Below are 26,993 nucleotides of genomic sequence, written 5' to 3' on the forward strand. Positions count from 1 at the left end.
CTTGTCGGTTGTCGCGCCGCGCTGTCAGTGGCGGCTATCGCGCAATGGCGGCTTTTCGTGTAACCGCCGCAGCGCTAGGGTCAGGACCTATTAATATGGTCGCAATGGTCGGCCTGATTTGTGCGGATACGCGAAGCAGGACCGCGGGAAGACTTCACGTCTTTCAAGGTCTTGCGACAAAGTAGGCCGTGCAAATCAGGCCGATCCGAAGGACGTTCGATAGACCGGCGACCTGCCGCGTCAAACCCCTTGACCGGGGGGAAGACCCCGCTCTGCGGGCTTCTCCTTGCATCTCTTGGTCTATCGAACGCCATTGTGATCATATTAATAGGTCCTGACCCTAGAACGATCCCACAGTCGTAATCGGAGAACACAGTTTTGTCAGTGGTCGACCTGCAGGAACTCCCCGCTTTTCTCGATGCAGGCCAGACGCTGGCCGGGCTCGATCTCGGCACCAGGACCATAGGGCTTTCGGTCTCTGACCGCGGACTGTCCCTGGCAACCCCCCGTCAGGTGATCATGCGCAAGAAGTTCACGCAGGACGCCGAAGCGCTGCTTGCCGCCTTCAAGCGCGACAATGTCGGCGGCATCGTTATCGGCCTGCCGGTCAACATGGACGGCAGCGAAGGTCCGCGCGCGCAGTCGACGCGCGCCTTTGTCCGCAATCTTGAGCGGCTTACAGAGCTGCCGGTCGCCTTCTGGGACGAACGCATGTCGACGGTTGCCGCAGAACGGGCGCTGCTGGAAATGGATGTATCGCGCAGGAAACGGGCGGAGCGGATCGATTCGGCCGCCGCCGCCTTCATCCTTCAGGGCGCGCTGGACAGGTTGCGCGCTTCCGGCGCTGCGTCGCGGGACCGATAGGCGACGCGTTTCTCCCGGAACCAGCTCCAGAGAGCTCGCCGGCGCCGGAAGGCGACGATGCCCAGAAGGATAAAGCTGTCGAGCACGCAGGCGCGCGCCACCATGCCGGGAATGATCGCGGGATCGATGCCCAGAATGTCGCCATAGATCCGGAACAGGAGATCGTTCATCTCCCGGCTGAAAAAGCCGAGGCCGAAATTGATGTCATGATAGGACAGGCCGTACCAGCCCCAGAACAGGCCGAGCGGGAGCGCCCAGAAGACTAACAGGTAGCGCATCACGGGCTCCCGTGGTCGTTGGCGGGTGGTGAGAAGCGCAGACCTTGCCTTCTGGCAACTCGACCAGCCATGGTGTCGTGTGCGGCATCGATGATGCGCAGCGTCGAGACACGGGATGCGGGCCGCGCGGCCTGCACCGCTTCTTCGCTCTCCGCTTCGACCTCCTCACGGCGCAAAACCAGATGTGTCGCCAGCACCGCCAGGAATTTCATCGTTATCGCGGCCGAGGGAGCGAATGTTGCCGCCTTCGCAGCGAGCCCCGCGTAAATAACATCCATCAGAAGCATGACGAGCGCAGCGGCGCATGCAAGCCCGGCGACGTTTGCGGTCTCGCGCCTGTCCCCTGCTTCGAGCAGCGACACGAGCAGCGTCCATGCAAAGAGCGCGGCGACGAGCGCGTTGCCGAGCACCATGCCCAGATGACCGAAAAACTGCGACGCCTGCCAGGCGCTTTCAGTACCCAGGGCGCCAGCGGGCACGACGATGCCTTCGGCCAACGCGGCCGACCAGGCGGCAAAGCCGAAATTAACAGTCCAGTAGACCGACAGAAGGATTGCGAATGTACGGTTCATGAGTCTCGCCCTTGGATGAGAAGCACACTGAACCGACGCAAATCGACCTGCAACGCTTACCAATCGTTAAGGTTAACTTTCACAGGCGGCGCGCACCCGTCCCGCGCTTTACAGTTTCCGTATCGACCATTAGCAAGAAGAACCCTCCTGCCGCCGGATTCCCCATGTTCGCGATTTTCGAAAGCATCCTTCCGATCTTCCTGCTCATCATTGCGGGCAATGTGCTGCGGCGGACTCCCCTCATCCGGGATGAGACGTGGCCGGGGCTTGAGCAGCTTTGCTACTGGTTCCTCTACCCGGCACTGCTTTTCATCACCATTGCCAACGCCGATTTCTCAAAACTCCGGCTCGATGCCCTGCTCGGCGCGCTTTCGGTCTCGGTCTTTGCGATGATCTTTCTGGTTCTGGCGCTGTGGCCCCTGCTCAGGGCGAGCCGATTGATCCGGCACAGTCAGTATTCCTCACTGTTCCAGACAGCCGTGCGCTGGAACGGGTTTATGGCGCTGGCTGTGGCGCAGAAACTCTTTCCGCCGGAGGGCGCCGCCGTGGTCGCGCTGGTGATGGCGACGATCATCATCCCCATCAACATCGCTTCTGTGTTCGTGGTGACGCGCTTTGCCGACAGCAGCGCGTCCTGGTCGAAAGTGCTTCTGGACGTTGCGCGCAATCCGATGGTGCTGGCGGCGGCGGCGGCAGTCCTTCTGCGCTTCATGCCGTTCGGTCTCTATCCGCCGCTGAACCAGACGCTGGACCTGGTCGGACGAGCCGCGCTCGGCATGGGGCTTTTGACCATCGGTGCGAGCCTGCGCCCGGGCGATTTCCTCGCCGCACGGGCGGCACTGTGGACATCCGCTTTTCTAAAGCTGGTTTTCTTTCCGGTGTTGATGATCTCGATCGCGCTTGCCTTTGGCGTTTACGGCCCGGCGCTCGATTATCTGGCTCTTTGCGCTGCAGTCCCGACCGCCATGAACGGGTATCTTCTCGCCCGCCAGCTTGGCGGCGATGCACCGCTCTATGCGAGCATCACCACGCTGCAGACGGCACTCGCCTTCTTCACGATACCACTGGTTCTGACCGTCGTGGCTCAGCTCGCCTCGGGATAAAGCACATCGAGGATGGAAGCCGCGTCATGGCGCGCATCCAGCATGCCATAGGTGCTGCGCCACTGGCCGGCCAGACGCGTCTCGATGAAGGCATCGGCAACACGGCCGGCGCCCATGCGCTTCAGCTCGGCAGCTGCGGCGGCGAGCGCAAGCTGTTCGGTCAGGATGCGCGCCGAGCCCTCGTCCGTCTGACAGACGCGGGCTGCGGCGGCCAGAACCTCGAGCGTCGCACCGCCCTTTTCGCCGAGATCATTGCCGATCATGCCCAGCACATCGTCGAAAAGCCCGGCATTGCGTTCGAGGACCCGCAGAACGTCGAGCCCCATCACATTGCCGGAGCCTTCCCAGATTGCGTTGACCGGGGCTTCGCGGTAATGGCGCGCAAGCGGCGCTTCCTCCACATAACCATTGCCGCCGAGGCACTCCATCGCCTCATAGGTAACGGCGGGCGCCAGCTTGCAGACCCAGTATTTGACGACCGGGGTCATGACGCGGGCGAAAGCCGCATCGCCGCGGCTGTCGGCGGCCTCGTCGAAGGAGCGCGCGAGCCGCATCGAAAGCGCCGTTGCGGCGGCGACGTCGAGGGCCATATCGGCAAGCACCCGCATCATCAGCGGCTGCTCGATGAGCCGCGCGCCGAACACCTGGCGGTGGCGCGTGTGATGCACGGCTTCCGCCAGTGCCGCACGCATCATGCCCGCCGAGCCCAGTGCACAGTCGAGCCGCGTCAGCGTCACCATATCCATGATGGTGCGGATGCCACCACCCGGCTCGCCAACCAGTTCGCCCATCGTTCCGTGGAACTCCACTTCCGAGGACGCGTTCGAGCGATTGCCGAGCTTGTCTTTCAGGCGCTGGAGATTGAGGCCGTTTCCGGTGCCATCTTCAAGCACGCGCGGAACGAGGAAACAGGACAACCCCTTGTCGGCCTGCGCCAGAACGAGAAAGGCGTCCGACATCGGCGCTGACAGGAACCATTTGTGCCCGGTCAGGCGGTAAATCTTGCCTTCAAGGCGTTCGGCGCGGGTCGTGTTTGCGCGCACATCGGTTCCGCCCTGTTTCTCGGTCATCCCCATGCCGATGGTGATGCCGCTTTTCTGCACGACGGGCTTGTTCGAATGATCGTATTTGCGGACGGCCACACGCGGCGCCCAGCGGCGAAACAGCGTGTTGTCCGCCATCAGCGCCGCCAGCGAGGCATTCGTCATGGTCAGCGGGCACAGATGCCCGCATTCAAGTTGCGCAGTCAGATAAAAGCGCGCGGCGCGTATCTGGTGGCGATGGCCCGCCTCCGCTTCCGTCTTCTCCCAAATGGAGGAATGAAGCCCATTGGCGGCCGAACGGCGCATCAGTGCGTGATAGGCCGGGTGATACTCGACCAGATCGAGCCGGTTGCCGTACCGGTCATGGGTTCTGAGCTGGGGCGTCTCGGCATTGGCCAGCCGGGCCAGGTCGAGCGCCTCCTGATTGCGCACGAAACGCCCGAGCGTATCGAGCTCTTTGCGCACGGGCTCGGAAAACCGCTCCGCCGCCTGCATCAGCAAAGGATCGCTGCGCCAGGCATTGGTCCCGGCGATCGGAGGCGACTGGTTGGTTACTTCGTGCGTCACGGCTTCACTCTATCACAACAAAAATGCGGCGCGTCGGGAATCAAGGCGCGCTCGACGCTTCATAGTGGCAAGCACACCTTGCCAATCGATGAAAGCGCAATGAACCACAAAAACACAAAACCTGTTATTTGTGCCCCGTTGATGTGCTTCGCACGCGATGCGCGCTTGCAGCCCACCAGACTGCGGCCTATAGCAGGCTCTTGAGATGACAAACGCCTCTTTCCCACTTTACCCGCACCGCCATCTGCTTGGCATCAAGGGGCTATCGCCCCTCGACATCGAAACCCTTCTCGACCGGGCCGACGCCGCCGTTGCCATTTCACGGCAGCAGGAGAAGAAAACGGCCGCGCTGCGCGGCCGTACGCATATCAACCTTTTCTACGAAGCCTCGACACGCACCCAGTCTTCGTTTGAACTGGCCGGCAAGCGGCTGGGTGCGGATGTCATGAACATGTCCGTCGCAAGTTCCTCGACCAAGAAGGGCGAGACGCTGCTCGACACCGCGATCACGCTGAACGCCATGCGGCCCGATATTCTGGTGATCCGGCACGCGGCGGCCGGTGCTGCGGCCCTGCTCGCGCAAAAGGTTTCCTGCTCGGTCGTCAATGCCGGCGATGGTGCCCATGAGCACCCGACGCAGGCCCTGCTCGATGCACTCACCATCCGCCGCGCAAAAGGCCGCATCGGCGGGCTCACCGTGGCGATTTGTGGCGATGTGCTGCATTCGCGCGTGGCGCGCTCGAACATCGTTCTGCTGAATGCAATGGGCGCTCGGGTGCGGGTCGTTGCGCCCTCGACGCTTCTTCCCGCCGGCATCGAACAGATGGGCGTGGAACCGTTTACGCGCATGGATGAAGGCCTGAAAGGGGCGGACATCGTGATGATGCTGCGGCTCCAGCGTGAGCGGATGGCGGGATCGCTCATTCCCTCGGTGCGAGAGTATTTCCGCCATTTCGGCCTCGACGCAGAGAAACTGAAGGCGGCCAAGGACGACGTTCTGGTCATGCATCCCGGCCCCATGAACCGCGGCGTGGAAATCGCCTCCGAGATCGCCGACGGGCCGCAAAGCCTCATTCAGGAGCAGGTGGAGATGGGCGTGGCCGTGCGCATGGCCGTGATGGAAGCGCTGCTCGATCCGCGACGCAACGCCGAGGGAGGCGCAGCATGAGCGCGACCGTCTTTCAGAACGCCCGTATCGTCGATCCTTCGCGCGGCATGGACGAAAACGGTTCGGTTATCGTCGCCGACGGCAAGATCGTTGCCGCCGGTGCTGACGCGCACAATCAGGGCGCGCCCGAGAACGCCCGGACCGTCGACTGCCGGGGGCATGCCATCCTTCCCGGCCTGGTGGATTCGCGTGTGTTCATCGGTGAACCCGGTGCGGAACATCGCGAAACCATCGCCTCGGCGAGCCGGGCCGCTGCCGCAGGCGGCGTGACCTCGGTCATCATGATGCCCGATACGACGCCCGTGATCGACGATGTTGCGCTGGTTGAGTTCGTTAAACGCACCGCGCGTGAGACGGCGACAGTCAATGTTTTTCCCGCCGCCTCCGTGACCAGGGGTTTTGCCGGCAAGGAGCTCTCCGAATTCGGCCTGCTGCACGAGGCGGGCGCAGTCATGCTGACCGAGGGGCGTTCGACCATCGCCAACGCGCTGGTGATGCGGCGCGCCCTCACCTATGCCCGCGATCTCGGCATCACCATTGCTCACGAGACGCAGGACCCGCATCTGGCGTCCTCCGGCGTGATGAATGAAGGGCTTTTCGCAAGCTGGCTCGGGCTTCCCGGCATTCCACGAGAGGCCGAGACCATACCGCTCAGCCGCGATCTCATGCTCGCCGGACTGACCGGCGGACGCTATCACGCGGCCAAGATTTCCACCGCCATGTCGGCGGCCGCCATTGCCCGCGCCAAGAATGATGGCGCGGATGTCAGTGCCGGCGTCTCGATCAACCACCTGACCTTGAACGAGAACGATATCGGCGATTACCGCACCTTCTTCCGGCTTTCGCCGCCCTTGCGCACCGAGGATGACCGGCTCGCCATGGTGGAAGCGCTCAAAACCGGGGCGGTCGACATCATCGTCTCCTCGCACGATCCGCAGGACGTGGACACGAAGCGCCTTCCCTTTGCCGAAGCCGAGGCCGGTGCCATCGGGCTTGAGACGCTTCTGGCGGCGGCCCTGCGCCTTTATCACAATGGCGACCTGCCGCTCATGCGTCTTGTCGAGTGCCTGTCCACCGCGCCGGCGCGTCTGTTCGGCCTGCCCGGCGGAACGCTGAAACCCGGTGCAGACGCCGATCTGGTTTTGGTGGACCTCGACGCGCCGTGGATCGTCCGCGAGACGGATATTCGCTCACTTTCAAAGAACACGTGTTTCGAAGGTGCGCGAATGCAGGGCCGGGTCTTGCAAACAATGGTTGCAGGCCGCACAGTGTTCACGGCCTGAGTGAACGCAGTTTCAGGGGAGAGAGCCCGATGCCGGATCCCATCAGTTGGCAGCTAGCATTGCCGTATCTCGTGGCCGCGCTCCTTTTCGGCTATCTGCTCGGTTCCATTCCGTTTGGCCTTATCGTGACGCGGCTTGCCGGCCTTGGCGATGTCCGCAAGATCGGCTCGGGCAATATCGGCGCAACCAACGTGCTGCGCACAGGCAACAAGAAGCTAGCGGCCCTCACGCTCCTTGGCGATGCGCTGAAGGGCACGGTCGCCGTTCTGCTGGCCGGCCTTTACGGGCCCGATCAGGCTGTCGCGGCGGGGCTTGGCGCGTTTCTCGGCCATCTCTTTCCGGTCTGGCTCGGATTTCGCGGTGGCAAGGGCGTCGCCACCTATCTCGGCGTCCTGATCGCCATCGCCTGGCCGGGGGCTCTCATCTTTGCCGCAGTCTGGCTCGCGGTGGCCTTCATCACCCGGTATTCCTCGCTTTCCGCCCTCGTGGCCGCCATCGCCGTTCCGGTCGGCCTCTATCTTCTGGACTATGTTCAGGCCGCGGAACTTTTCATTCTGATGAGCGTGATCGTGTTTATCAAACACCGCACCAACATCTCCCGGCTCATGGCTGGCACCGAAACCCGTATCGGGGGCAAGGGGTGAACGCGCCCGGCGAAGGCGCGCGGCTTAGCGACCGACAGCGCCTCGCCTGGCTTCAGCTGCTGCGCAGCGAGAATGTCGGCCCGGTGACATTCCGCCAGCTCGTCAATCATTATGGCTCTGCCGAAACGGCTCTGGAGATGCTGCCCGAGCTCGCGCAGCGTGGCGGGGCAAAAAGACAGATCGTCATCGCCTCACGGGCGGATGCAGAGCGCGAAATGGAGGAAGCCCGGCGCCTGGGCGCCGCCTTCGTTGCCGTGGGGGAAGCTGACTATCCGCCGCTGATGCGGCGCATGGACCAGCCCCCGCCCCTTCTGGCAATGAAGGGTGATCTCTCCATTGTGCACAGACCGACAGTTGCACTGGTCGGCGCGCGAAACGCCTCCCTCACCGGCATGAAGATGGCCCGGCAACTGGCGGCCGCACTTGGAAGCGCCGGTTTTTCCGTTGCTTCCGGGCTGGCACGGGGCATCGATGCCGCCGCTCATCAGGGCAGCCTCGATACCGGCACCATCGCCGCTCTTGCCGGCGGGCTGGACAAGCCCTATCCGCCCGAAAACCACGCTCTTTTCGAGAAAATCGCAGAACGCGGGACCGTTCTCAGTGAAATGCCATTCGGATGGTCGCCCCGGGCGCGTGATTTTCCGCGCCGCAACCGTCTCGTCGCGGGGATTGCCTTTGGCCTCGTTGTGGTGGAAGCCGCCAGGCGTTCCGGCTCCCTGATCAGTGCGCGGCTGGCGGGAGAGATGGGGCGGCTTGTCTTTGCAGTGCCTGGATCGCCGTTCGACCCCCGCACGGGCGGGACGAACGCACTGCTCAAGGACGGAGCGATCCTCGTCACCGAAGCCGACGACGTGATTTCCCACATCGCACCGCTGCTGGACAGGCCGATTTCGAGACCGGAAAGTCTGGAGGAACCGCCGTCATTTTCGGCTGCTCCGCCACCCAGTGACAGCGACCGCGATCGCATCACTCAGGTGATGGGACCGTCTCCCGTGCTGATAGACGACATTATCCGTCATACAGGACTGCATCCATCACAGGTGTTGACTGTCTTGCTTGAGCTCGATCTGGCTGGCCGGCTGGAGCGGCATTCAGGAAGCGCGGTTTCGCTTCTTCCCCCGGACATCTAGGTCGAGCCCATTCCCTTCGAAACGATATGGCTGGGCGCCGCGGATGATGTCACCCGCCTCCAGATATGCCATCTCGATCATGTAAGCGAGCATCTCGCAGCGTTCTGCGAGCGCCATCGTCCGCAACTGCCCGAGCATCGCCTGCATGTAGTCGAGTGCATCTGTTCGGCCCCCACCGCAATGTTCGCTCATTCGCCGACACTCCCTTCCAGAGCATCGTACCGAAAAGTGGAATCCGGTTTTCGGATTATGCCGATGCTCCATCCATAGTTTAGATCGTCCTTTGTGCGTCCGGATGGACGCACAGCGATCTAGCGCCAGGCACCCCTTCATGTTGTCCGATGCTTTTTCGTGCTGCTTTCGTGTGCTTTCGTGTTGCCCGCTACCTGCCGTCCCCGATCATTCTCCATTAAGGACCCAGATGAAGTATACACACCATTATAAACAAATAAACGGAAAATTTACGATAAACAAACCCTGTCCACAGGCGCTTTACAGCGGACGAAATTCCCATTGGCCCTTGACCGCACGAGAAAGCACGGCCATTTGACGAGGCTGGATTCGTTCAAATAGCGAGGCGCCGCGACACGTCGGATGCCTGCGGGGAAATCTGAAAGCTTATGGATCTCGTTATCGTCGAGTCGCCGGCCAAGGCGAAAACCATCAACAAATATCTGGGCTCGAACTACAAGGTTCTGGCTTCGTTCGGACACGTGCGCGACCTTCCGCCCAAGGATGGCTCCGTGCGTCCCGACGAGGATTTCGCCATGTCGTGGAGCGTGGACAGCCCTTCCTCCAAGCGGCTGAGCGACATCGCCAAGGCTGTGAAAGACGCCGACACGCTGATCCTTGCCACCGACCCCGACCGCGAGGGTGAGGCGATTTCCTGGCATGTGCTGGAAGTGCTGAAGCAGAAAAAGGTGCTGAAGGACAAGCCGGTCCAGCGCGTTGTCTTCAACGCCATCACCAAGAAGGCCGTGCTCGACGCGCTCGCCCATCCCCGCGAGGTCGATGCGCCGCTGGTGGATGCCTATCTTGCACGCCGCGCACTCGACTATCTGGTCGGCTTCACGCTCTCGCCCGTCCTGTGGCGCAAGCTGCCGGGAGCGCGTTCGGCGGGCCGCGTGCAGTCGGTCGCGCTGCGGCTTGTCTGCGACCGCGAGGCGGAGATCGAACGGTTTATCCGCGAGGATTACTGGCAGATTGCCGCCACGCTCGCCACGCCGCGCCAGGAGAGTTTTGAGGCGCGACTGACGACGGTCGACGGCAAAAAACTCCAGAAGCTCGACATCAAGAGCCAGGAGCAGGCCGACGATATAAAGGCGATGCTTGAGGGCGCCTCGTTCAGGGCGGTCTCCGTCGAGGCGAAGCCGACGCGGCGCAATCCAGCCCCGCCCTTCACCACATCGACCCTCCAGCAGGCCGCGTCCTCGCGCCTTGGTTTCGGCGCCTCGCGCACCATGCAGGTGGCGCAGCGCCTTTATGAGGGCATCGACATTGGCGGCGAGACGACCGGTCTCATCACCTATATGCGTACCGACGGCGTTCAGATGGCGCCCGAGGCGCTCGATCAGGCCCGCAAGGCGATCGGCGCGGAATTCGGCGAGCGCTATTTGCCCGAGAAGCCGCGCTTTTATTCGGTAAAGGCCAAGAATGCGCAGGAAGCGCATGAGGCGATCCGTCCGACGGATTTCTCCCGCACGCCCGATCAGGTGCGCCGTTATCTCGATGCGGATCAGGCTCGTCTCTACGAAATAATCTGGAAGCGGGCCATCGCAAGCCAGATGCAGCCGGCGGAGATCGAGCGAACCACGGTCGAGATCGTGGCCGAGAATGGCGCCCGCAATGCCGGCCTGCGTGCGGTCGGGTCGGTGATCCGGTTCGAGGGTTTCCTTGCCGCCTACGCGATCGACAAGGACGAAAACGCCGAGGACGAGGAAAGCCGCCGCCTGCCGGAAATCCACGAGGGCGAGACGCAGACGCGCGAAAAGATCGACGCCACCAAACACACGACCGAGCCGCCGCCGCGCTACTCGGAAGCCTCTCTCATCAAGAAGATGGAAGAGCTGGGCATCGGCCGCCCCTCCACCTATGCGGCGACGCTCAAGACGCTTGAGGATCGTGACTATGTGACGATCGAGAAGCGCAGGCTCATGCCGCAGGCCAAGGGCCGGCTCGTGACCGCATTCCTCGAAAACTTCTTCGAGCGCTATGTGGAATACGATTTCACGGCTGACCTTGAGGAAAAGCTCGACAAGATTTCCGACGGCCAGCTTTCCTGGAAGGAGGTTCTGCGTGACTTCTGGCAGGATTTCTCCGGCCATGTGGATGAGATCAAGGAACTGCGTGTCACCAATGTTCTCGATGCGCTGAACGAGGAACTTGCCCCGCTCGCCTTTCCGACCAAGGAAGACGGCACCGATCCGCGCGCCTGTCCGCGCTGCGGAACCGGCCAGCTTTCCCTGAAACTCGGTCGCCACGGCGCGTTTGTCGGTTGCTCCAACTATCCCGAATGCGGCTTCACCCGCCAGTTCGGCGAGGCCGGCAATGGCGAGAATGGCGAAAACGGCCTCGACGGCGACAAGGTGCTCGGCAAGGACCCGCACACCGAAGAAGAGATCACGCTGCGCTCCGGCCGGTTCGGCCCCTATGTGCAGCGCGGTGAAGGCAAGGAAGCCAAGCGCGCCGGCCTGCCGAAGAGCTGGGCGCCTGATTCCATCGATATCGAGAAGGCATTGGCGCTGCTCGCCCTGCCGCGCGATGTGGGCCAGCATCCCGAATCCGGAAAGATGATTTCGGCCGGTATCGGGCGCTATGGTCCCTTCCTGCTGCATGACGGCGCCTATGCCAATCTCGAGAGTGTCGAGGACGTGTTTTCCATCGGTCTCAACCGCGCCGTCACCGTGATTGCGGAAAAACAGGCCAAGGGCGGGCGCGGACGCTCGACGCCGACGGCCCTCAAGGAGCTTGGCGACCATCCGGACGGGGGCGGCAAGATCACCGTCCGCGACGGGCGCTATGGACCCTATGTCAATCACGGCAAGGTCAATGCGACACTTCCCAAGGGCAAGGAGCCGATGGATGTGACGCTTGAGGAAGCAGTGGAACTGATCGCGGCCAAGGCTGCCAAGGGCGGCAAGAAGAAGCCGGCAGCGAAAAAGAAGGCTCCCGCGAAGAAGGCGACAACGGCAAAGAAGACGACCGCGGCGAAGAAGAAAACCGCAGCCAAGAAAGAGGAATAACGCCTTGGCGCGCAGCATCTCCGGCAAGTCGAAAGCAAAGACCCGTTCCCTCGGCAAAGCCGGACGGAAGGAGAATTCCGCCAAGGCGTCTTCCGGAGACGGCCTCCCCGACCGCGACGCGGTGCTGCGCTTCATCAAAGACAATCCCGACCGCACGTCGAAGCGCGACATCGCCAAGGCCTTCGGCCTCAAGGGCGGCGACCGCATCTGGCTGAAGGACATTCTGCGCGATCTTCAGGACGAGGGGCTTCTGAAGAAGACGCGCAAGCGCCTTCTGCGCCCCGGCGCACTGCCGCATGTGGTCGTGCTCGATGTCTTCTCACGCGATGCCTCCGGTGCCCTGCTGGCACGGCCTGCCGAACGGGAGGAGCAGGACGAAGGCGCAGGTCCCCTGCCCCTCGTGGAAATCCGCACCCAGAAAGGCGGCAAGGCTGCCGGCATCGGCGACCGCGTTCTGGCCCGTGTCTTCCCGACCGAAAGCAGCGAAGGCCCCGCCTATACGGGCCGCGTGATGAAGGTGTTCGAAAAACGCCGGCAGAGCATTCTCGGTGTCATCCGCAAATCGAAGGATGGCGCCTTTCGCATCGAGCCCGTGGAGCGCACGCAGCGCGAACTCGTGGTTGAGGGGAACGATCTGAACGACGCGCAGGATGGCGATCTGGTCGAGATCGAGCCCATGTCCGGCGGGCGCTATGGCCCGGCGCGCGGCAGGGTGACGTCGGTCATCGGTTCTCTTTCCAGCGAAAAGGCGGTCTCCATGATCGCCATTCACGCGCATGAGATTCCGCACATCTTCCCCGACGGGGTGATCGCCGAGGCAGAAGCCGCAGAGCCCGTCACGCTTTCAGGCCGCGAAGACTGGCGCAACATGCCGCTCATCACCATCGACCCGGCCGACGCCAAGGATCATGACGATGCTGTCATGGCCGAGCCCGACCCGGACGAAAAGAACCCCGGCGGCTTCATCGCCACCGTCGCCATTGCCGATGTCGCACATTATGTGCGGCAGGGTTCCGCACTCGACCGGGAGGCCCTGAAACGCGGCAATTCCGTCTATTTTCCGGACCGTGTCGTTCCGATGCTGCCCGAGCGCATTTCCAACGATCTGTGCTCGCTGCGCGAAGGCGAGCCGCGTCCAGCCCTTGCCGTGCGCATGCGTTTTTCGGCGTCCGGCCAGAAGGTCGGTCACAGCTTTCATCGCGTCATCATGCGCTCGGCGGCAAAACTCTCCTACCAGCAGGCACAAAAGGCCATTGACGGCGAACCGGACGACAAGACGGGCCCGCTTCTCGAGCCCATCCTCAAGCCGCTCTGGGATGCCTACGCGGTTCTGAAACGCGGGCGCGACAACCGCCAGCCGCTTGAACTAGACCTGCCGGAGCGCAAAATTCTCCTGAAGGAGGACGGAACCGTCGATCGCGTCGTCGTGCCCCCGCGTCTCGATGCGCACAAATTGATTGAAGAATTCATGGTCCAGGCCAATGTGGCTGCGGCCGAAACGCTTGAGGCCAAACGCCAGGCGCTCGTCTACCGCGTCCACGATGCCCCGTCGCTTGCCAAGCAGGAAGCGTTACGGGAGTTTCTGCGCACTTTCGAGATTTCGCTGGCGCGTGGCGCGCAGCTCAAGCCCGCCCAGTTCAACGCCATCCTCGCCCGCGTGCGCGACACCGAGCACGAACAGCTCGTCAATGAGGTGGTCTTGCGCTCGCAGAGCCAGGCCGTCTACGCGCCGGAAAATCTCGGGCATTTCGGCCTCAACCTGCGGCGCTACGCCCATTTCACCTCGCCGATTCGCCGCTATGCGGATCTGATCGTCCATCGCGCACTCATTGCGGCCCTCGGGCTCGGCAAGGATGGCCTGACCCAGGAAGAGGAATCCCGGCTTGAAGAAATCGCAGCGCTGATTTCGGCCACCGAGCGGCGCGCCATGGCGGCGGAGCGCGATACGGTGGACCGGCTTGTTGCCGAGCATCTGTCGGGCCGCGTCGGCGAAGAATTCGATGCCCGCATCTCCGGCGTGGCCAAGGCGGGACTTTTTGTCCAGTTGCCGGATTATGGCGCAGATGGCTTCGTGCCTGTCTCTACGCTTGGAGACGAATACTATATCTATGACGAAGCCCGGCATGCCATGGTGGGCGAGCGCAGCGGGCGCGGCTTCCAGCTCGGTGACAGCGTGTCCGTCCGGCTGGTCGAGATCGCGCCGCTGGCCGGTGCCATGCGCTTCGAGATGCTGAGCAAGCCCGACAAGTTGCCGGGATCGATGAAGTCGTTCCACAAGGCAAAGGGTCGCTCCGGACGCGCTGCCGGCAATAGCCGCCGCGCTTCGCAGGGCAGGAGACGATGATGGAAGAGAAAATCTACGGCGGCGCAGCAGCGTCAAAGAAGCCCGAACGTCCCCTGATGGAAGCCATGAAACGCGGCTTTATGGGGCGCTGCCCCAGTTGCGGCGAGGGAAAACTCTTTCGCGCCTATCTGAAAACCGCCGATCAATGTCCTGAATGCGGAGAGGAGCTCCACCATCACCGCGCCGACGATCTTCCGGCCTATCTGGTGATTTTCATCGTCGGTCACATCGTCGTCGGTGCCTTTATGGGAATGGAGGCGTTCACCGACTGGCCCGGCTGGGTGCATCTGTCGATCTGGGTGCCGATCACGCTGATCATGTCGCTCATTCTGATTGGACCGATCAAGGGTGCGATCGTCGGCCTGCAATGGGCCTATTACATGCACGGCTTCGGCGATGAGGACGAGCTGGCGGAAACCCACCCGGAACTTCCCGAACACTCCGGGAGGCGCTCATGAGCGGGCGTCCGAACCGCATGGACGGCCTCGACAAGGCCGCCGTCGACCGCGCGGAAGCCAAGGATTTTTCGCTCGGCGGCAAGCCCATGCGGCCGCGCGATGCGGCAACCCTCATCCTGCTTGATCGCAGCGGTGACGAAGTGCGGGTGCTGATGGGGCGTCGCCATCGCAAACACGCGTTCATGCCCGGCCGTTTCGTGTTTCCCGGCGGACGCACCGATCCCGCCGATGGCCGCATTCCCGTTGCCGCGGGTCTGCACCCTGACGAAGAGCGCCGGCTGATCGGCACCGGTTCGCGCGCTACGGCAGCGCGTGCGCGCGCCGTCGCCATGTCGGCAATCCGCGAGACTTATGAGGAAGCCGGTCTTCTGATCGGCGAAAAAGGCACATTCAGCACGACAGCGAAGGACTGGCAGGGCTTTGCCGAAAACGGCGTTTGCCCCTCGCTTTCCGGCCTGCGTTACATCGCCCGTGCGATCACGCCGCCCGGTCGTGTGCGCCGCTTCGACACCCGCTTTCTGGCCGCCTGGCGCGATGACGTGGCCGTGGAACTGCCCGATGGTGGCCCGACCCACGAGCTGGAAGAGCTGGTCTGGCTTCCCATTCCCGAAGCCAAGGAAACCGAGGTTCCGCTCATCACCTGCACGATCCTCGATGATCTGGAGCAGCGGCTCAAGGTTGATCCGGAGCTCAAGCCGGGAGCGCCCGTGCCCTTCTATTCCATGCGCTACAACCGCTTTGAGCGGGCGCTGATCTAGGGTCAGGACTGGTGCGTGGTTCGACAAGCTCACCATGAGGGACGGTGGCGCTAGCGAACAATGCCTCTCTGCCGCTGCTCCAGATGAAGCCCGGTGAAACCCTCCCTCATGGTGAGCTTGTCGAACCACGCACAGGCATTGCAGCCACCGATCAAGCGAAACATTGAGATAGAGGAGTGGCGGCCCAGCCTAGAGCAGGCTCCAGCCAAAGCGGGCGGCGACAATGATCATGAAGAGGCCGAACGCCGTTTCGAGCTTTCTCTTGTCGAGTGCATGGGCGATCCGCACGCCAAGCGGAGCGACGAGCAGCGTGATCGGGATGATGAGCAGGACGGCGATCCAGTTCACATAGCCGGTGGACGCAATCGGCAGAAGCGGTTCGCCCCATCCTGCCCACACATAGCCGAACAGGCCCGGGATCGAAATCAGAACGCCGACGCCTGACGAGGTCGCCACAGCCTGGTGCATGGGCCGGTTGAACAGCGTCATGAAGGTGTTGTTCATGACACCGCCGCCAATGCCCATCAGGGTCGACAGAAATCCGATCAATGTGCCGACAAGCGAGCGCGCCGGATTTCCTGGAATGTCGGCTCCCAGCCGCCAGGTCTCACGGTTCAAGAGAAGCCGGACACCGACCAGAAGGGCAATCACCGCAAAAATCGCCCGCAGGCCGCCGCTGGACACATGGGCAGCGACAAGCGTTGCCAGCACCACACCGACCGGCACGGCGATAACGAAACTCCGCAACAGATCCATATCCACAGCGCCACGCAGATAATGCGAACGGAAGGAGCGCAACGAGGTCGGAACGATGATGGCAAGCGACGTGCCGACGGACAGGTGCATGCGCACCGCCTCGTCCACGCCGACGAGCCCGAACACCTGATAGAACACCGGGACAAGGATCGCGCCGCCACCGATGCCGAACAGGCCGGCAAGAATGCCGGCCACGACACCCGCCGCCGCCAGCGCAGCCGCGAACATGGCGATTTCGCCCATAGGCAGGTTCATGATGTCCCCCTCTCAACCCCGGGCCAGCGAGGCTGGATTGCTTCCATTTTTCATTGGATCGCAAGAGCGCTCTATCTTGTTGCTTTTACGCAATTCCGGACGGAAAACCGGTACCCGCTTTTCCTGGAATTGCCCTAGCTAGCGCCGATGCGGCACAAATGCAATTTCCTGTGGTGAGATCGAGATCAGGCCGCGTCGCGTCGGGTGCCAAGATCGACAGCCGAAAAAGCCTCGCGCAGGACTTCCGCGCCGGCACCCGGCTTCGTCGCCCTGCTTGAGAGGATCTGTCGATAGCGGCGTGCGCCGTCGAAACCATGAAAAAGACCAATCATGTGCCGTGTCACATGCGACAGCCGTCCACCACTGGCGATGTGCCGTTCGGCATAGGCCGCCATTGCCTCGATCAGCAGGGCGTAATCGACCGGCACCCGTTCGCCACCCTCAAGAAGAGCATCAACGTCCGCCAGAATGGCCGGGTTCTGATAGGCCGCGCGCCCCAGCATCACGCCGTCCACATGCGCAAGATGCGCGGCCGCCTCGTCCAGGCTGACAATGCCGCCATTGATGCCGATGAACCGGTCGGGGTTGGCCTGTTTCAGACGATAGACGCGGTCATAGTCGAGCGGCGGGATTTCCCGATTTTCCCTGGGGCTCAGCCCCTGCAGCCACGCCTTGCGCGCATGCACCCAAAGCGCATCCGCTCCAGCCGACCAGGCCGCATCGGCAAGCGCATCGAGCGCGATCTCGGTGTCCTGATCATCCACCCCGATCCGGCATTTCACCGTTACGGGCAGAGATACACGTGCCTTCATGGCCGAAACACCGGCCGCCACGACGCCCGGCGTCTTCATGAGGCAGGCACCGAATGTTCCCGACTGGACCCGGTCTGACGGGCAACCAACATTGAGGTTGATCTCGTCGTAGCCGAACCCGGCACCGATCTCCGCTGCTTCTGCAAGTTTTTCGGGATCGGAACCGCCGAGCTGAAGCGCGACGGGGTGTTCGCTCCGGTCAAAACCGAGCAGGCGTTCGCGATCGCCATGAATAACGGCATCGGCGACGATCATCTCGGTGTAAAGCAGCGCCCTGCCCGTCAACTGCCGGTGAAAGAACCGGCAGTGCCGGTCCGTCCAGTCGATCATCGGCGCAACGGCGAATTTAGAATAATTTTCAGTCATTTACATGCGTTTTATAAATTTCATCGTGATTGGGCGCACTGACACTCCCCGCTCCTCGGATATGTGACTCATTTCGCGGGTTTTTTCAAAGTGTATGTACCAGGTGCCTCAGCACGGCTTTTCTGCTCATGCCCGGCACAATGGGAGGCCATCATCCCACACGAAACCGTCAGCCGCGGTTTCTTCCCGTATCCCGCAGTGTATAAGATGCTTTGCAGGCTTGGCTTCGCCCATATCGCAATGCCCCTACCGGCGAATTTCGGCCCGTTCCAGCATGTAACGCTCCGCCGCTTCCATGTGGTCGCGCATGACCCTTGCAGCCCGCTCGCCATCGCCAGCCTTGATCGCCCGCATCAGGCTGATCTGGTAATGCAGGCCCGTCTCGCGGAGCGTCGGGTTCGGCTCCTTGTAGATCGCCCGACACACGGTCATGTCACGCAGCAGGCTGACGAGGAAAATGCAGTTGAAGCCGAGCAGCGTGTTTTCTGCGTGGCGCGCCAGCTCGACGTGAAAGTCGAGCTCGGCGAGACGCTGCCGGTATTCCTCTTCCGCCGTCTGTGGTTCCGCCTCGTAGAGCCGTATCTTGGCCTGCAGCTCCGTGAACGCCTCAGGCGAAAGCCGGCCGGCAACGCTCGCCGCAAGCTGCGGCTCGAGAACCTTGCGGATCGCATAGATCTCCGCGATGGACGGTGGCTGGAACAGGAAGAGGTTGTCGAGCAACCGAATTGCCTGGTCAGCCCCGACGGTGGAGACAAACACGCCGCCGCCTGGTCCCGTCTTGCTGGCGATGAGCCCCTGGAACTCGAGTATTTTCTGGGCTTCCCGCAGCGTTCCGCGCGACGCTTCCTGCGTTTCCGGTAACAGCCACTCATGCGGGATGCGATCGCCAGGCCTGAGCCCGTGTGCGACGATCATCTCGCGTATGCGGTCGGCGATGATGTCCGGCCGCTTGCGGCGTTTGAGCACCGTGGAAAGCTGCGACGCCTCTGGAGCCGGTGGCGGACTGCTGCGGTCAGGCATCCTCGTTCTCTTTGACGGGGTGATGGCACGCGGCCATGTGCCCCGGGTGGCCGGGTGCGGCCTCGAGTGGTGGCTGCACCGACTTGCATCGGTCGGTACCGCGCGGGCAGCGGGCGAAGAATGCACAGCCTGGCGGTGGATCATACGGATCCGGCAGTTCTGTATTTGCATCTTCCGGGATGAGCGACCGTTTTCCCGGAACCGGCGCCGATTTCAACAGAAGATGTGTGTAGGGATGGCGCGGCGCTGCGAAGATGCGCTCCGATGCGCCGAGTTCGGCAAGCCGGCCGAAATAGAGCACCGCCACCCGGTCGCTGACGCTTTCGATCACCGAAAGATCGTGACTGATGAAGACATAGGTGAGGCCGAACGTCTTCTTGAGATCGTCGAGAATGTTCAGAACTTGCGCCTGCACCGACACATCGAGCGCGGAAACCGGCTCATCAAGCACGATCAGTTCGGGGTCGGCGGCCAGCGCGCGGGCAATGCCAATGCGCTGCGCCTGCCCGCCTGAAAACTCGTGCGGGTAGCGCTCCAGAAACTCCGGCGCGAGATTGACCGCCTCCATCAGCTCACGCAGGCGCTTTTCGCGCGCCTCGCGGTCCAGTCCGAGCAGGTGTTTGAGCGGCGCTTCCAGAATGGTGCGGATCGTCTTGCGCGGATTGAGCGATGCGACGGGATCCTGAAAGACATACTGCACGCGCTGCGCAAGCTTCTGCGGATCGCGTCTGGCTTCGGCAACCAGATCCACCCCGTCGAAGGTGATCGCGCCGCTGGTGGGCCTATCGAGACCGGCGATCAGCCGCGCAAGCGTCGACTTGCCGCAGCCCGATTCCCCGACCACGCCGAGCGTCTCGCCCCTGCGCACATTAAACGATATGCCCTGCACCGCATGCACCGCCGGCAGGGTTTTTCCGAACAGCGTGCGGCCACCGCCGAAGATCCGCTCCGCAGCGTCGATTTCCAGAAGGGGGGTGTCAGTCATCGGCGGTCTCCCCGGTCATTGGATAGAGGCAGCGCACGGCCTGCGTATCGCCAATGCTGGAAAGTGCGATCTGCCCCCTGCGGCAATCGGGCTTCACCCGCGGGCAGCGTGCCGCGAAGGCACAGCCCGGCGGCAGATCGTTGACCACCGGCGGACGCCCCTCGATGGCGTCGAGCCTGCGGCCGGGCTCACCCAGAACCGGCACGCAGTCGATCAGCTTGCGGGTGTAGGGATGCGCCGGCGCATTGAGCACCTCCTGCGTCGTGCCCGTCTCGACGATGCGCCCCGCATACATGACGGCAACCCGGTCGCACACGGCCGACACGACCCCGAAATCATGGGTGATGAACAGGATCGCCGCATTGCTTTCCCGCCTCAACGTGTCCATCAGCGACAGGATCTGCGCCTGCACGGTCACGTCCAGCGCCGTTGTCGGTTCGTCGGCGATGATGATCCTGGCGTCATTGGCAAGCGCCATGGCGATGCACACGCGCTGGCGCATGCCGCCGGACAGTTCGTGCGGATAGACCTTCAGCCGCTCCGCCGGATTGGTAATGCGCACCAGACGCAGCAGCTCCTCGGCGCGTGCATCCGCCTCCGACCGCCGGATCGGCCGGTGCGCCATGATCGCTTCCGTAAGCTGGTCGCCGATGGTGAACAGCGGATGCAGGGTAGAGAGCGGGTCCTGAAACACATGGCTGACATCCGCGCCGCGCAACGCGCGGATGCGCTCATCGCTGACGGCGAAAAGGTCTTCGTCGCCGAGCCATGCGGCTCCGCCCGTGATGCGGCCGGGCGGTGTCGGCACCAGCCCCATGAGCGACATGGCCGTCACCGATTTTCCCGAACCGGATTCACCGACGATGCCAAGGCATTCGCCCTGCTTGAGGTGCAGGTCGATGCCGCCCACCGCACGATAGACGTCATCGCCGATGTGAAACTCCGTGTTCAGACCCGCCACTTCCAGAACGCTGTCGCCATGGGTGCGGGTCTTGGGCACCGTGCGACGCTCAACGGCGGTGCGGGCCACGGGCCGCGTCAGCGCACCCGACTTCAGCCGCGGGTCGAGCACGTCACGCACGCCATCGCCCAGCAGATTGATGCTCATGACCAGCGCAAAGATCATCAGGCCGGGAATGATCGAAACATGCGGCGCGGTGAAGAGTATCTTGCGACCCTCGCCCAGCATCGAGCCGAGATCGGCCTGCGGCGGCTGTGCGCCGAGCCCGAGGAAGGACAGGCCGGCCGTTTCAAGGATCATCCAGCCGATGGTCGTCGACATGGTGATGATGATGACCGGCAGAACGTTGGGCAGAATCTCGCCAAACAGAATGCCCGCGTTCGACTTGCCCGAAAGACGCGCCGCATCGACGAACTCGCGCCGCGACAGGCCGATGGTGATGCCGCGAATGTTGCGCGCGAAGAAAGGGATGTTCACCACAGCGATGGCGTAGAGCGCATTGAGCAGACCCGGCCCGAGCGCTGCCACGATGGCAAGTGCCAGCAGGATGTAGGGAAACGCCATCACCATGTCGATGCCGCGCATCAGGAAGGCGTCCACGCGCCCGCCCGCATAGCCTGCAACAAGCCCGATGAGCGAACCGAAGAAGGCGGCGATCAGCGTGGCCGAGATGCCCACGGCAAGGCTGACGCGCGTGCCCCAGACAAGCCGCGAGAGGATATCGCGCCCGAGCGCATCCGTGCCAAGCAGGTGCCCTTCTGTGAGCGGGCGCAACAGCCTGTTGGCCGGTGCCGTCGCATCCGGGTCGGGCAGTGGCAGGAGCGGCGCCAGAAGCGCGGCCGCGATGATCAGCACCAGCAGTGCCAGCCCGGAAGCCGCAAGCGTGTTGTTGAGAAGCAGGCGGACCGGACCGGGGCGGCCTGCCCCCCGCGCCCTGCCCTTCGCGGCGGTGGAAACGGCTTCACTCATCAGCGCAACCTCGGATCAAGAAGCGTCTGCACCACATCGGCGGCCAGATTGAAAAGAACATAGGCGGCGGCCACCACCAGAACCCCGCCCTGCACCAGAAGCAGATCGCGGGTGGAAATGGCGTTGACCAGCATTGAACCGATGCCCGGCCACTGGAACACGGTTTCGATGTAGACCGCGCCGCCGAGCACGAACCCGGCCTGAATGCCGATCACCGGAATGACGCTGACGAGTGCGGCCTTGAAGGCATGACGGTAGATCACGCGTCTTTCGGTCAGCCCCTTGGCGCGCGCGGTGCGAATGTAATCCTGCCGCAGCACTTCCAGCATGGCCGTGCGGGTCAGCCGCGCGATGACGCCGGTGGCGACAACCGCCAGCGTCAGCGCCGGCAGAAACAGATGGTGAAGCAGGTCCGGCAGATCGCCGCCGCCATAGATGGCGTACATGCCACTGGCCGGGAACAACCGGATCTTGACGGCGAAAGCCAGGATGAGAAGCAGGCCGAGCCAGAAGGACGGTATCGAAATGCCGATCAGCACCAGAACAGTGATCACCTTGTCGGCCAGACCATACTGGCGCACGGCCGAGACGACGCCCGCCAGAAGTCCGAGGATCGAGCACAGCATGAGCGCCGTTCCGGCCAGGATCAGCGTGGCCGAGAAACGCTCAAGCACCTCGTCCAGCACGGGTCGGTTGAGCGCATAGGAACGCCCGAGATCGCCCTGAAGGAGGTTCCCGAGCCAGATCAGGTATTGCTGGGGCAGAGGCTTGTCGAGGCCGAGATCGGCGTTGATCCTGGCCACGTTCTCAGGCGTCGCATAGGAGCCGAGAATGGCCGTTGCCGGGTCGCCGGGGATCATCGCCATGATCAGAAAGACGATGATCGAGAGCCCGAAAAGGACCGGGATGGCGGCAAGGAGGCGCTTGGCTATGTAGGCTGCCATGGCTGGGGCCTCGTTTCAGGTTCGGTTATGGGCGCGGTTCGCTTTTGATGCGGTGCCCTACATGCCGCCCTCGCCCTTAGGGCTTGGCCACGTCCTGCAACATCAGGAAGAAGGAAGGCTGGAGCTTGAAGTTCTCGACATTCGCGCCGGTCACCGCATTCTGCTTCCAGTTGGCGACGAAGACCCAGGGCGCATCCTCCTGAACGATCTGCTGCATCTCCTTGTACAGTGCGGCGCGCTCGGCCTGATCGGTCGAGGTGCGCGCCTTGTTCAGGAGTTCATCCACCCTCTCATTGGCGTAGTAGCCGGAGTTGAACCCGCCCTTGTCGGGCCAGGCTTCCGAGCGCAGCGCCAGGAAGGGCAGCGTGTCCGGCGAGTTGGTCATCCATGCCATTTCGGCCATGTCCGCCTTGCCTTCCAGGCCAGGGTTCACCTTGCCGAGAAACGTGTTCCACTCATAGGTCTCGATGTTGACCTTCATGCCGACGGCCTGCAGATCGGCCTGAATGGCCGTGCCCATGGCGATGGGATCGAGCATGCCCGATCCGCCCTCGGTGACGTAGAAGGTCAGTTCTTCACCATCATAACCGGCTTCTTCCAGAAGCTGCCTGGCCTTGTCCGGATCATAGGGATAGGGCTGCAGTTCTTCATTGTAGGCCCATGCGAAGGCCGGCGGTGTCGGTCCCGCGGCCACGTCCGCCGTGCCCTGCAGAATGTTCTCGACCAGCGCCTTCTTGTTGATGGCGTAATTGGCAGCCTGGCGCACCGCCTTTTCGGTGAACGGCCCCTCCTTCATGTTGAGGATCAGGAACCAGACATGCGGGCCCGCCTGCTCGTAAACGCTGAAATTCGCGCCATCGCGGAACTGCTGCAGGCTGTCCGGCGGCACCTCCACCATCACGTCCAGACCACCGGAGAGCATTTCGGCAATGCGGGTGTTGGTGTCGGTGATCGGACGGTAGATCACGGCCTCGAGCGGCGGCGCACCATCCCAGTAATCTTCGTTGCGGGTAATGACGACACGCGAATTGGCCTGCCATTCCTCGAACCTGAAGGCCCCCGTTCCGACCGGATTGCGGCCGTAATCCTTGCCGTGTTCCTTGACCGCCTCGGGCGAAACGATCAGGCCTGTCGGATAGGACAGGTTCGACAGGAAGGGCGCAAAAGGCTCTTTCAGCGTGAACTCGACGGTCAGGTCGTCCACCGCCTTCACCTCGTCCACCGACGAGAAGTAGAAGGCGAGCGGGAACGGTCCCGTATCGTGATAGGGGTGATCTTCTTTCAGCATGCGGTCGAAGTTGAACTTCACCGCCTCCGCGTTGAGCGGCGTGCCGTCATGAAACGTCACCCCCTCGCGCAGCTTGAAGGTGTAGGTGATCCCGTCATCGGAAATCTCCCAGCTCTCCGCCAGCGCCGGTTCCGGTTCCAGCGTGCCGTCCTTGTAACGGGTCAGGCCGTCATAGACGTTCATCAGGATGCGGAAGTCGTTGACTGCCGTCACCGCGTGGGGATCGAGCGATTTCGGCTCCGCGATCTGCCCGACGACCAGAACGTTGGGCGGTGTCTGCGCAAAGACCGGCGACGCAAAGAGCATCGAACCGGCGGTCATGGCGGCTGCAATCAGTTTCCTCATGGGGGCTCCTCCCTCTGTTGCGCACAATTAATCCTAACAATCTATCCATTGGCAAGCATTTATTATAATAAATCAAAAACGCATCGCTGTTCCGCACTCACGACGCGGAATAAATGTTTGAAAAACAGGCAGATCTCATGGTCCACACACCCGTCATCAACTCACAGCGCCTGCGCGCCCTGCTCGATGGGGTCAACGCTTTCGGTCGCAATTCGCAGACCGGCGGCTATAACCGCGTCGGTTACAGCGATGCGGACATGGCCGTGCGAAGCTGGTTTCTGGAGCAGATGCGCGCTGATGGCCTGACCGTGCATCGCGACCCGGTCGCCAACCTGTTCGGAAGATACGGTCCGGTGGACGGTCCATCTATCATGGCCGGCTCGCATCTCGACACCGTGCCCGAGGGCGGCGCCTTCGACGGAGCACTCGGCGTCTGTGTGGCGCTCGAATGCGTGCGCGCCATGAAGGACGCCGCTTTCACGCCGACGACCGCCATCGAAGTGGTCGCCACCGCCGAGGAGGAAGGACGGTTCGGCGGCATGCTGGGCTCGCAGACCATTGCCGGCCTCGTGACCGCCCAATGGCTGGATGAAGCCCGCGACGCCGACGGTATCCGGCTTGCCGACGCAATGCGCGATCAGGGTCTGAACGCCCGTGATGCGCTCGATGCCGCCCGCCCGCCCGGCGCCGTCAAAGCCTTTCTCGAACTGCACATCGAACAGGGTCCGGTACTGGAGCAGGCCGGCACCCCCGTCGGGATCGCCGACAGTGTCGCTGGCGTCATCAATCTCGCCGTGTCGCTGATCGGCCGCGCCAACCATTCCGGCACCACGCCGATGAACCTGCGTGTCGATGCCTTCACCGGCCTCTCGGCGGTCGGTCAGGCGGTGCGTGGCGTGATCGCCGAGCATGGCGGCGAGCGCAGTCGCATCACGATCGGCAAAGTGACGCTTCAGCCCAATTTCATCCACACCGTGCCGGGCCGCGCCGATTTTATCATCAACATCCGCGACACCGATCCCGGCACGATGGCGTCCCTGGCCCAGGCCATGGAACAGGCCGTGCGCGATGCCGCGCAGGAAAACGGGCTCGGCTTTTCCATCGAGGAGCAGAGCCGGATGGAACCGGTTCGTCTCGACGGCGCACTCGTCTCACTGTTGAACGAGGAAGCGGACCAGCTCGGGCTTAAAACCCTCACCATGCCATCCGGCGCCGGCCACGACGCCCAGACAATGCAGGCCCTGTGCCCCTCGGGCCTGATCTTCGTACCAAGCCACGATGGCATCAGCCATGCGCCGGAGGAATGGACCGACTGGGGAGCCATCAAAAAGGGCGCTCAGCTGATGCTTGCAGCGCTGGTCAGGCTCAGCGCTATCGCCGCAGAGTAGTGGCATGGCGGCGGCACGGCCGTAACCTCATGGAGAGCTGCCGCTAGCGGCCGGCAGTCCGGCTGGAGCTAATCAATGGTTCACGGTTTTTGAAAGAAGCCCTTTTTTATTCTAAACAAGCCACAGCTCATGCAGTCAGGACGCCTGGCGCCGGTGAGCGCTCACCGTTCCGCAGCCATCATCGCCGCCTTCAGCGCTGCCGGACCCTCGAGCACCTCTTCGACAGACGGTGAAAAGCCTGCCGCCAGCATCCGCCGCGCCATCATGTGTTCGCCGGGCCGATTGACGGTTTCCACGGCGACCAGACGGTCGCCTGCGAAGAGGTAGACGCCGAAGGCGCCGCTCTCGGGATCTCCCGTCACGATCTCCCGATCCACATCGAAAGGGAGACCTGCCATCTGCAGCTTGCGCTCGCCCTGATCGGACCAGAACCATGGGACGGCGTCGTAGGCTGCGTCTTTGCCGAGCATTGCCTTTGTCGCAATGCGCGCCTGATCGGTGGCGTTCTGGACCGATTCAAGACGCAGTGTGCGTCCTGACGCGGCGTGCGGGAAGGAAACACAATCCCCGATCGCGTAAACGTCGGCAGCGCTGGTGCGGCAGCTGGCATCCACGCGAATTCCGTTGTCGCAGGCAAGGCCCGCGGCTTCGGCCAGGGCGGTGTTCGGCAGCGCGCCAATGCCCACCAGCACCATATCGGCGGGAAGCTCCCGCCCATCCGATGCGATGACACTGCGAAGGGTTCCCTTCTCGCCCACGAACCGCGCAACACCCGCGTTCGTCAATATCCTGACACCGAGGCTCTCATGATAGGCGTGTATGTGTTCTGCGACGCGCGCACTCACGGCCCGGCCGAGGATGCGTCCGGCCGCCTCCACCACCGTCACGCTCTTTCCGGCCATGGCGGCCGTCGCCGCCACCTCAAGCCCAATGAAGCCGCCACCGATCACGACGATGTTCTGCGCCCCGACCAGGGCATCGCGCAGGACGCGGGCATCGGCACAGTCGCGCAGATAATGAACGCCGGCGCCTTCAGAACCGGGCACCGTCAATCGGCGGGGTTCAGCACCGGTGGCGAGCAGAAGTCTGCTCCAGCCAAGTTGCCTGCCATCATCCAGTATCAGCGTGCGGGTTTCCGGCGCGATGCCGGTAACGCAGACACCCGTCTCAAGCTCGATATTCTGTGTGTCGTAAAACAGCCGGGCGCGCAGAATCTGTGGTTCGGCATCCAGTGATTTCAGGAAAACCTTGGAAAGCGGCGGTTTGTGATAGGGGAGTTCCGGATCGCCCGAAACAAGCGTCAGCCGGCCTTCATACCCCTCCTCGCGCAAACTCGCGGCAGCCTGTACGCCGCCATGGCCTGCACCGATGATAATGATGTGCTCGTCCAGGGTCCCGCCTCCGGCTCTTTGAAATCCCGATGACAACGGGCCCGACATAGAGAGCGCGG

Annotated in this window: 23 protein-coding genes; 11 read left to right on the top strand and 12 right to left on the bottom strand. The window is 62.9% G+C overall.

What is annotated here, in order from left to right:
• The first annotated feature begins 378 nt into the window (after positions 1-378).
• On the top strand, positions 379-864 hold the full coding sequence (gene ruvX, locus AC07E3_RS08520; protein ID WP_336064932.1) for a Holliday junction resolvase RuvX: 486 nt from the start codon (positions 379-381) through the stop codon (positions 862-864).
• On the opposite strand, the gene AC07E3_RS08525 is transcribed toward ruvX, so the two are convergent.
• Positions 810-1,142 carry a DUF6105 family protein gene (locus tag AC07E3_RS08525; protein WP_478361181.1) on the bottom strand — a complete coding sequence of 111 codons (333 nt, stop codon included), beginning with the start codon at positions 1,140-1,142 and terminating at the stop codon, positions 810-812. The genes ruvX and AC07E3_RS08525 overlap by 55 nt on opposite strands.
• Entirely contained in the window at positions 1,142-1,714 is a 573-nt protein-coding gene (locus AC07E3_RS08530) for a hypothetical protein (RefSeq protein ID WP_478361183.1), read from the bottom strand. The genes AC07E3_RS08525 and AC07E3_RS08530 overlap by 1 nt, the downstream gene beginning before the upstream one ends.
• 164 nt (positions 1,715-1,878) lie before the next feature.
• Between AC07E3_RS08530 and AC07E3_RS08535 the strand changes: the two genes are divergently transcribed.
• Entirely contained in the window at positions 1,879-2,817 is a 939-nt protein-coding gene (locus tag AC07E3_RS08535; RefSeq protein WP_478361185.1) for an AEC family transporter, read from the top strand.
• Here AC07E3_RS08535 and AC07E3_RS08540 read toward each other — a convergent pair.
• Positions 2,799-4,427 carry an acyl-CoA dehydrogenase family protein gene (locus AC07E3_RS08540; RefSeq protein WP_336064939.1) on the bottom strand — a complete coding sequence of 543 codons (1,629 nt, stop codon included), beginning with the start codon at positions 4,425-4,427 and terminating at the stop codon, positions 2,799-2,801. The two genes, AC07E3_RS08535 and AC07E3_RS08540, sit on opposite strands and share 19 nt — an antisense overlap.
• A 205-nt stretch (positions 4,428-4,632) precedes the next feature.
• On the opposite strand from AC07E3_RS08540, the gene AC07E3_RS08545 reads away from it, so the two are divergent.
• The 4 genes from AC07E3_RS08545 to dprA are packed head-to-tail and all read left to right on the top strand — an operon-like array spanning position 4,633 to position 8,652.
• Complete coding sequence (locus tag AC07E3_RS08545; protein ID WP_464580342.1) at positions 4,633-5,595, top strand: aspartate carbamoyltransferase catalytic subunit; 963 nt, start codon at positions 4,633-4,635, stop codon at positions 5,593-5,595.
• On the top strand, positions 5,592-6,878 hold the full coding sequence (locus AC07E3_RS08550) for a dihydroorotase (protein ID WP_478361187.1): 1,287 nt from the start codon (positions 5,592-5,594) through the stop codon (positions 6,876-6,878). Before AC07E3_RS08545 ends, AC07E3_RS08550 begins: the two co-directional genes overlap by 4 nt.
• Before the next feature lie 29 nt (positions 6,879-6,907).
• On the top strand, positions 6,908-7,522 hold the full coding sequence (plsY, locus tag AC07E3_RS08555) for a glycerol-3-phosphate 1-O-acyltransferase PlsY (RefSeq protein ID WP_336064946.1): 615 nt from the start codon (positions 6,908-6,910) through the stop codon (positions 7,520-7,522).
• Positions 7,519-8,652 carry a DNA-processing protein DprA gene (dprA, locus tag AC07E3_RS08560; RefSeq protein WP_478361189.1) on the top strand — a complete coding sequence of 378 codons (1,134 nt, stop codon included), beginning with the start codon at positions 7,519-7,521 and terminating at the stop codon, positions 8,650-8,652. The genes plsY and dprA overlap by 4 nt, the downstream gene beginning before the upstream one ends.
• On the opposite strand, the gene AC07E3_RS08565 is transcribed toward dprA, so the two are convergent.
• Positions 8,614-8,844, bottom strand: coding sequence for a hypothetical protein (locus AC07E3_RS08565; RefSeq protein ID WP_478361191.1), 231 nt, complete (start codon positions 8,842-8,844; stop codon positions 8,614-8,616). The genes dprA and AC07E3_RS08565 overlap by 39 nt on opposite strands.
• A gap of 428 nt (positions 8,845-9,272) precedes the next feature.
• Here AC07E3_RS08565 and topA point away from each other — a divergent pair, with 428 nt between their 5' ends.
• Genes topA through AC07E3_RS08585 form a run of 4 tightly spaced genes read left to right on the top strand, consistent with a single transcriptional unit; the run spans position 9,273 to position 15,454 of the window.
• Entirely contained in the window at positions 9,273-11,894 is a 2,622-nt protein-coding gene (gene topA, locus AC07E3_RS08570; RefSeq protein ID WP_478361193.1) for a type I DNA topoisomerase, read from the top strand.
• Between the two features lie 4 nt (positions 11,895-11,898).
• A complete protein-coding gene (gene rnr / locus AC07E3_RS08575) occupies positions 11,899-14,238 on the top strand; it encodes a ribonuclease R (protein ID WP_478361195.1) in 2,340 nt (779 codons plus the stop codon).
• A complete protein-coding gene (locus AC07E3_RS08580) occupies positions 14,238-14,696 on the top strand; it encodes a DUF983 domain-containing protein (protein WP_336064956.1) in 459 nt (152 codons plus the stop codon). The genes rnr and AC07E3_RS08580 overlap by 1 nt, the downstream gene beginning before the upstream one ends.
• A gap of 17 nt (positions 14,697-14,713) precedes the next feature.
• Positions 14,714-15,454, top strand: coding sequence for an NUDIX hydrolase (locus AC07E3_RS08585; RefSeq protein ID WP_223004492.1), 741 nt, complete (start codon positions 14,714-14,716; stop codon positions 15,452-15,454).
• A gap of 189 nt (positions 15,455-15,643) precedes the next feature.
• On the opposite strand, the gene AC07E3_RS08590 is transcribed toward AC07E3_RS08585, so the two are convergent.
• The 7 genes from AC07E3_RS08590 to AC07E3_RS08620 all read right to left on the bottom strand — a co-directional run bounded on the left by AC07E3_RS08590 (position 15,644) and on the right by AC07E3_RS08620 (position 24,155).
• Positions 15,644-16,465 (bottom strand): sulfite exporter TauE/SafE family protein, encoded by an 822-nt coding sequence (locus AC07E3_RS08590; protein WP_223004133.1) that lies wholly within the window; start codon positions 16,463-16,465, stop codon positions 15,644-15,646.
• A 185-nt stretch (positions 16,466-16,650) separates the two neighbouring features.
• Positions 16,651-17,643, bottom strand: a complete 993-nt coding sequence (dusA, locus tag AC07E3_RS08595; RefSeq protein ID WP_478361197.1) for a tRNA dihydrouridine(20/20a) synthase DusA — start codon at positions 17,641-17,643, stop codon at positions 16,651-16,653.
• A 246-nt stretch (positions 17,644-17,889) separates the two neighbouring features.
• Positions 17,890-18,663: a FadR/GntR family transcriptional regulator gene (locus tag AC07E3_RS08600; RefSeq protein WP_478361199.1), complete on the bottom strand. Its 774-nt coding sequence runs from the start codon at positions 18,661-18,663 to the stop codon at positions 17,890-17,892.
• A complete protein-coding gene (locus AC07E3_RS08605) occupies positions 18,656-19,648 on the bottom strand; it encodes an ABC transporter ATP-binding protein (RefSeq protein ID WP_478361201.1) in 993 nt (330 codons plus the stop codon). Before AC07E3_RS08605 ends, AC07E3_RS08600 begins: the two co-directional genes overlap by 8 nt.
• Positions 19,641-21,578: a dipeptide/oligopeptide/nickel ABC transporter permease/ATP-binding protein gene (locus AC07E3_RS08610; protein WP_336064971.1), complete on the bottom strand. Its 1,938-nt coding sequence runs from the start codon at positions 21,576-21,578 to the stop codon at positions 19,641-19,643. Before AC07E3_RS08610 ends, AC07E3_RS08605 begins: the two co-directional genes overlap by 8 nt.
• Positions 21,578-22,522, bottom strand: a complete 945-nt coding sequence (locus AC07E3_RS08615; RefSeq protein ID WP_478361203.1) for an ABC transporter permease — start codon at positions 22,520-22,522, stop codon at positions 21,578-21,580. Before AC07E3_RS08615 ends, AC07E3_RS08610 begins: the two co-directional genes overlap by 1 nt.
• A 76-nt stretch (positions 22,523-22,598) precedes the next feature.
• The gene (locus AC07E3_RS08620) at positions 22,599-24,155 is read right to left on the bottom strand and encodes an ABC transporter substrate-binding protein (protein WP_336064972.1); all 1,557 of its coding nucleotides are present in this window, start codon (positions 24,153-24,155) and stop codon (positions 22,599-22,601) included.
• Between the two features lie 137 nt (positions 24,156-24,292).
• Here AC07E3_RS08620 and AC07E3_RS08625 point away from each other — a divergent pair, with 137 nt between their 5' ends.
• Positions 24,293-25,543 carry an allantoate amidohydrolase gene (locus AC07E3_RS08625; protein ID WP_478361205.1) on the top strand — a complete coding sequence of 417 codons (1,251 nt, stop codon included), beginning with the start codon at positions 24,293-24,295 and terminating at the stop codon, positions 25,541-25,543.
• 161 nt (positions 25,544-25,704) lie between these two features.
• Here the strand turns inward: AC07E3_RS08625 and AC07E3_RS08630 are convergent, their stop codons facing one another.
• The gene (locus AC07E3_RS08630) at positions 25,705-26,982 is read right to left on the bottom strand and encodes an NAD(P)/FAD-dependent oxidoreductase (protein ID WP_478361207.1); all 1,278 of its coding nucleotides are present in this window, start codon (positions 26,980-26,982) and stop codon (positions 25,705-25,707) included.
• Positions 26,983-26,993 lie beyond the last annotated feature (11 nt).

The sequence above is a fragment of the Nitratireductor lacus genome, assembly GCF_056431025.1.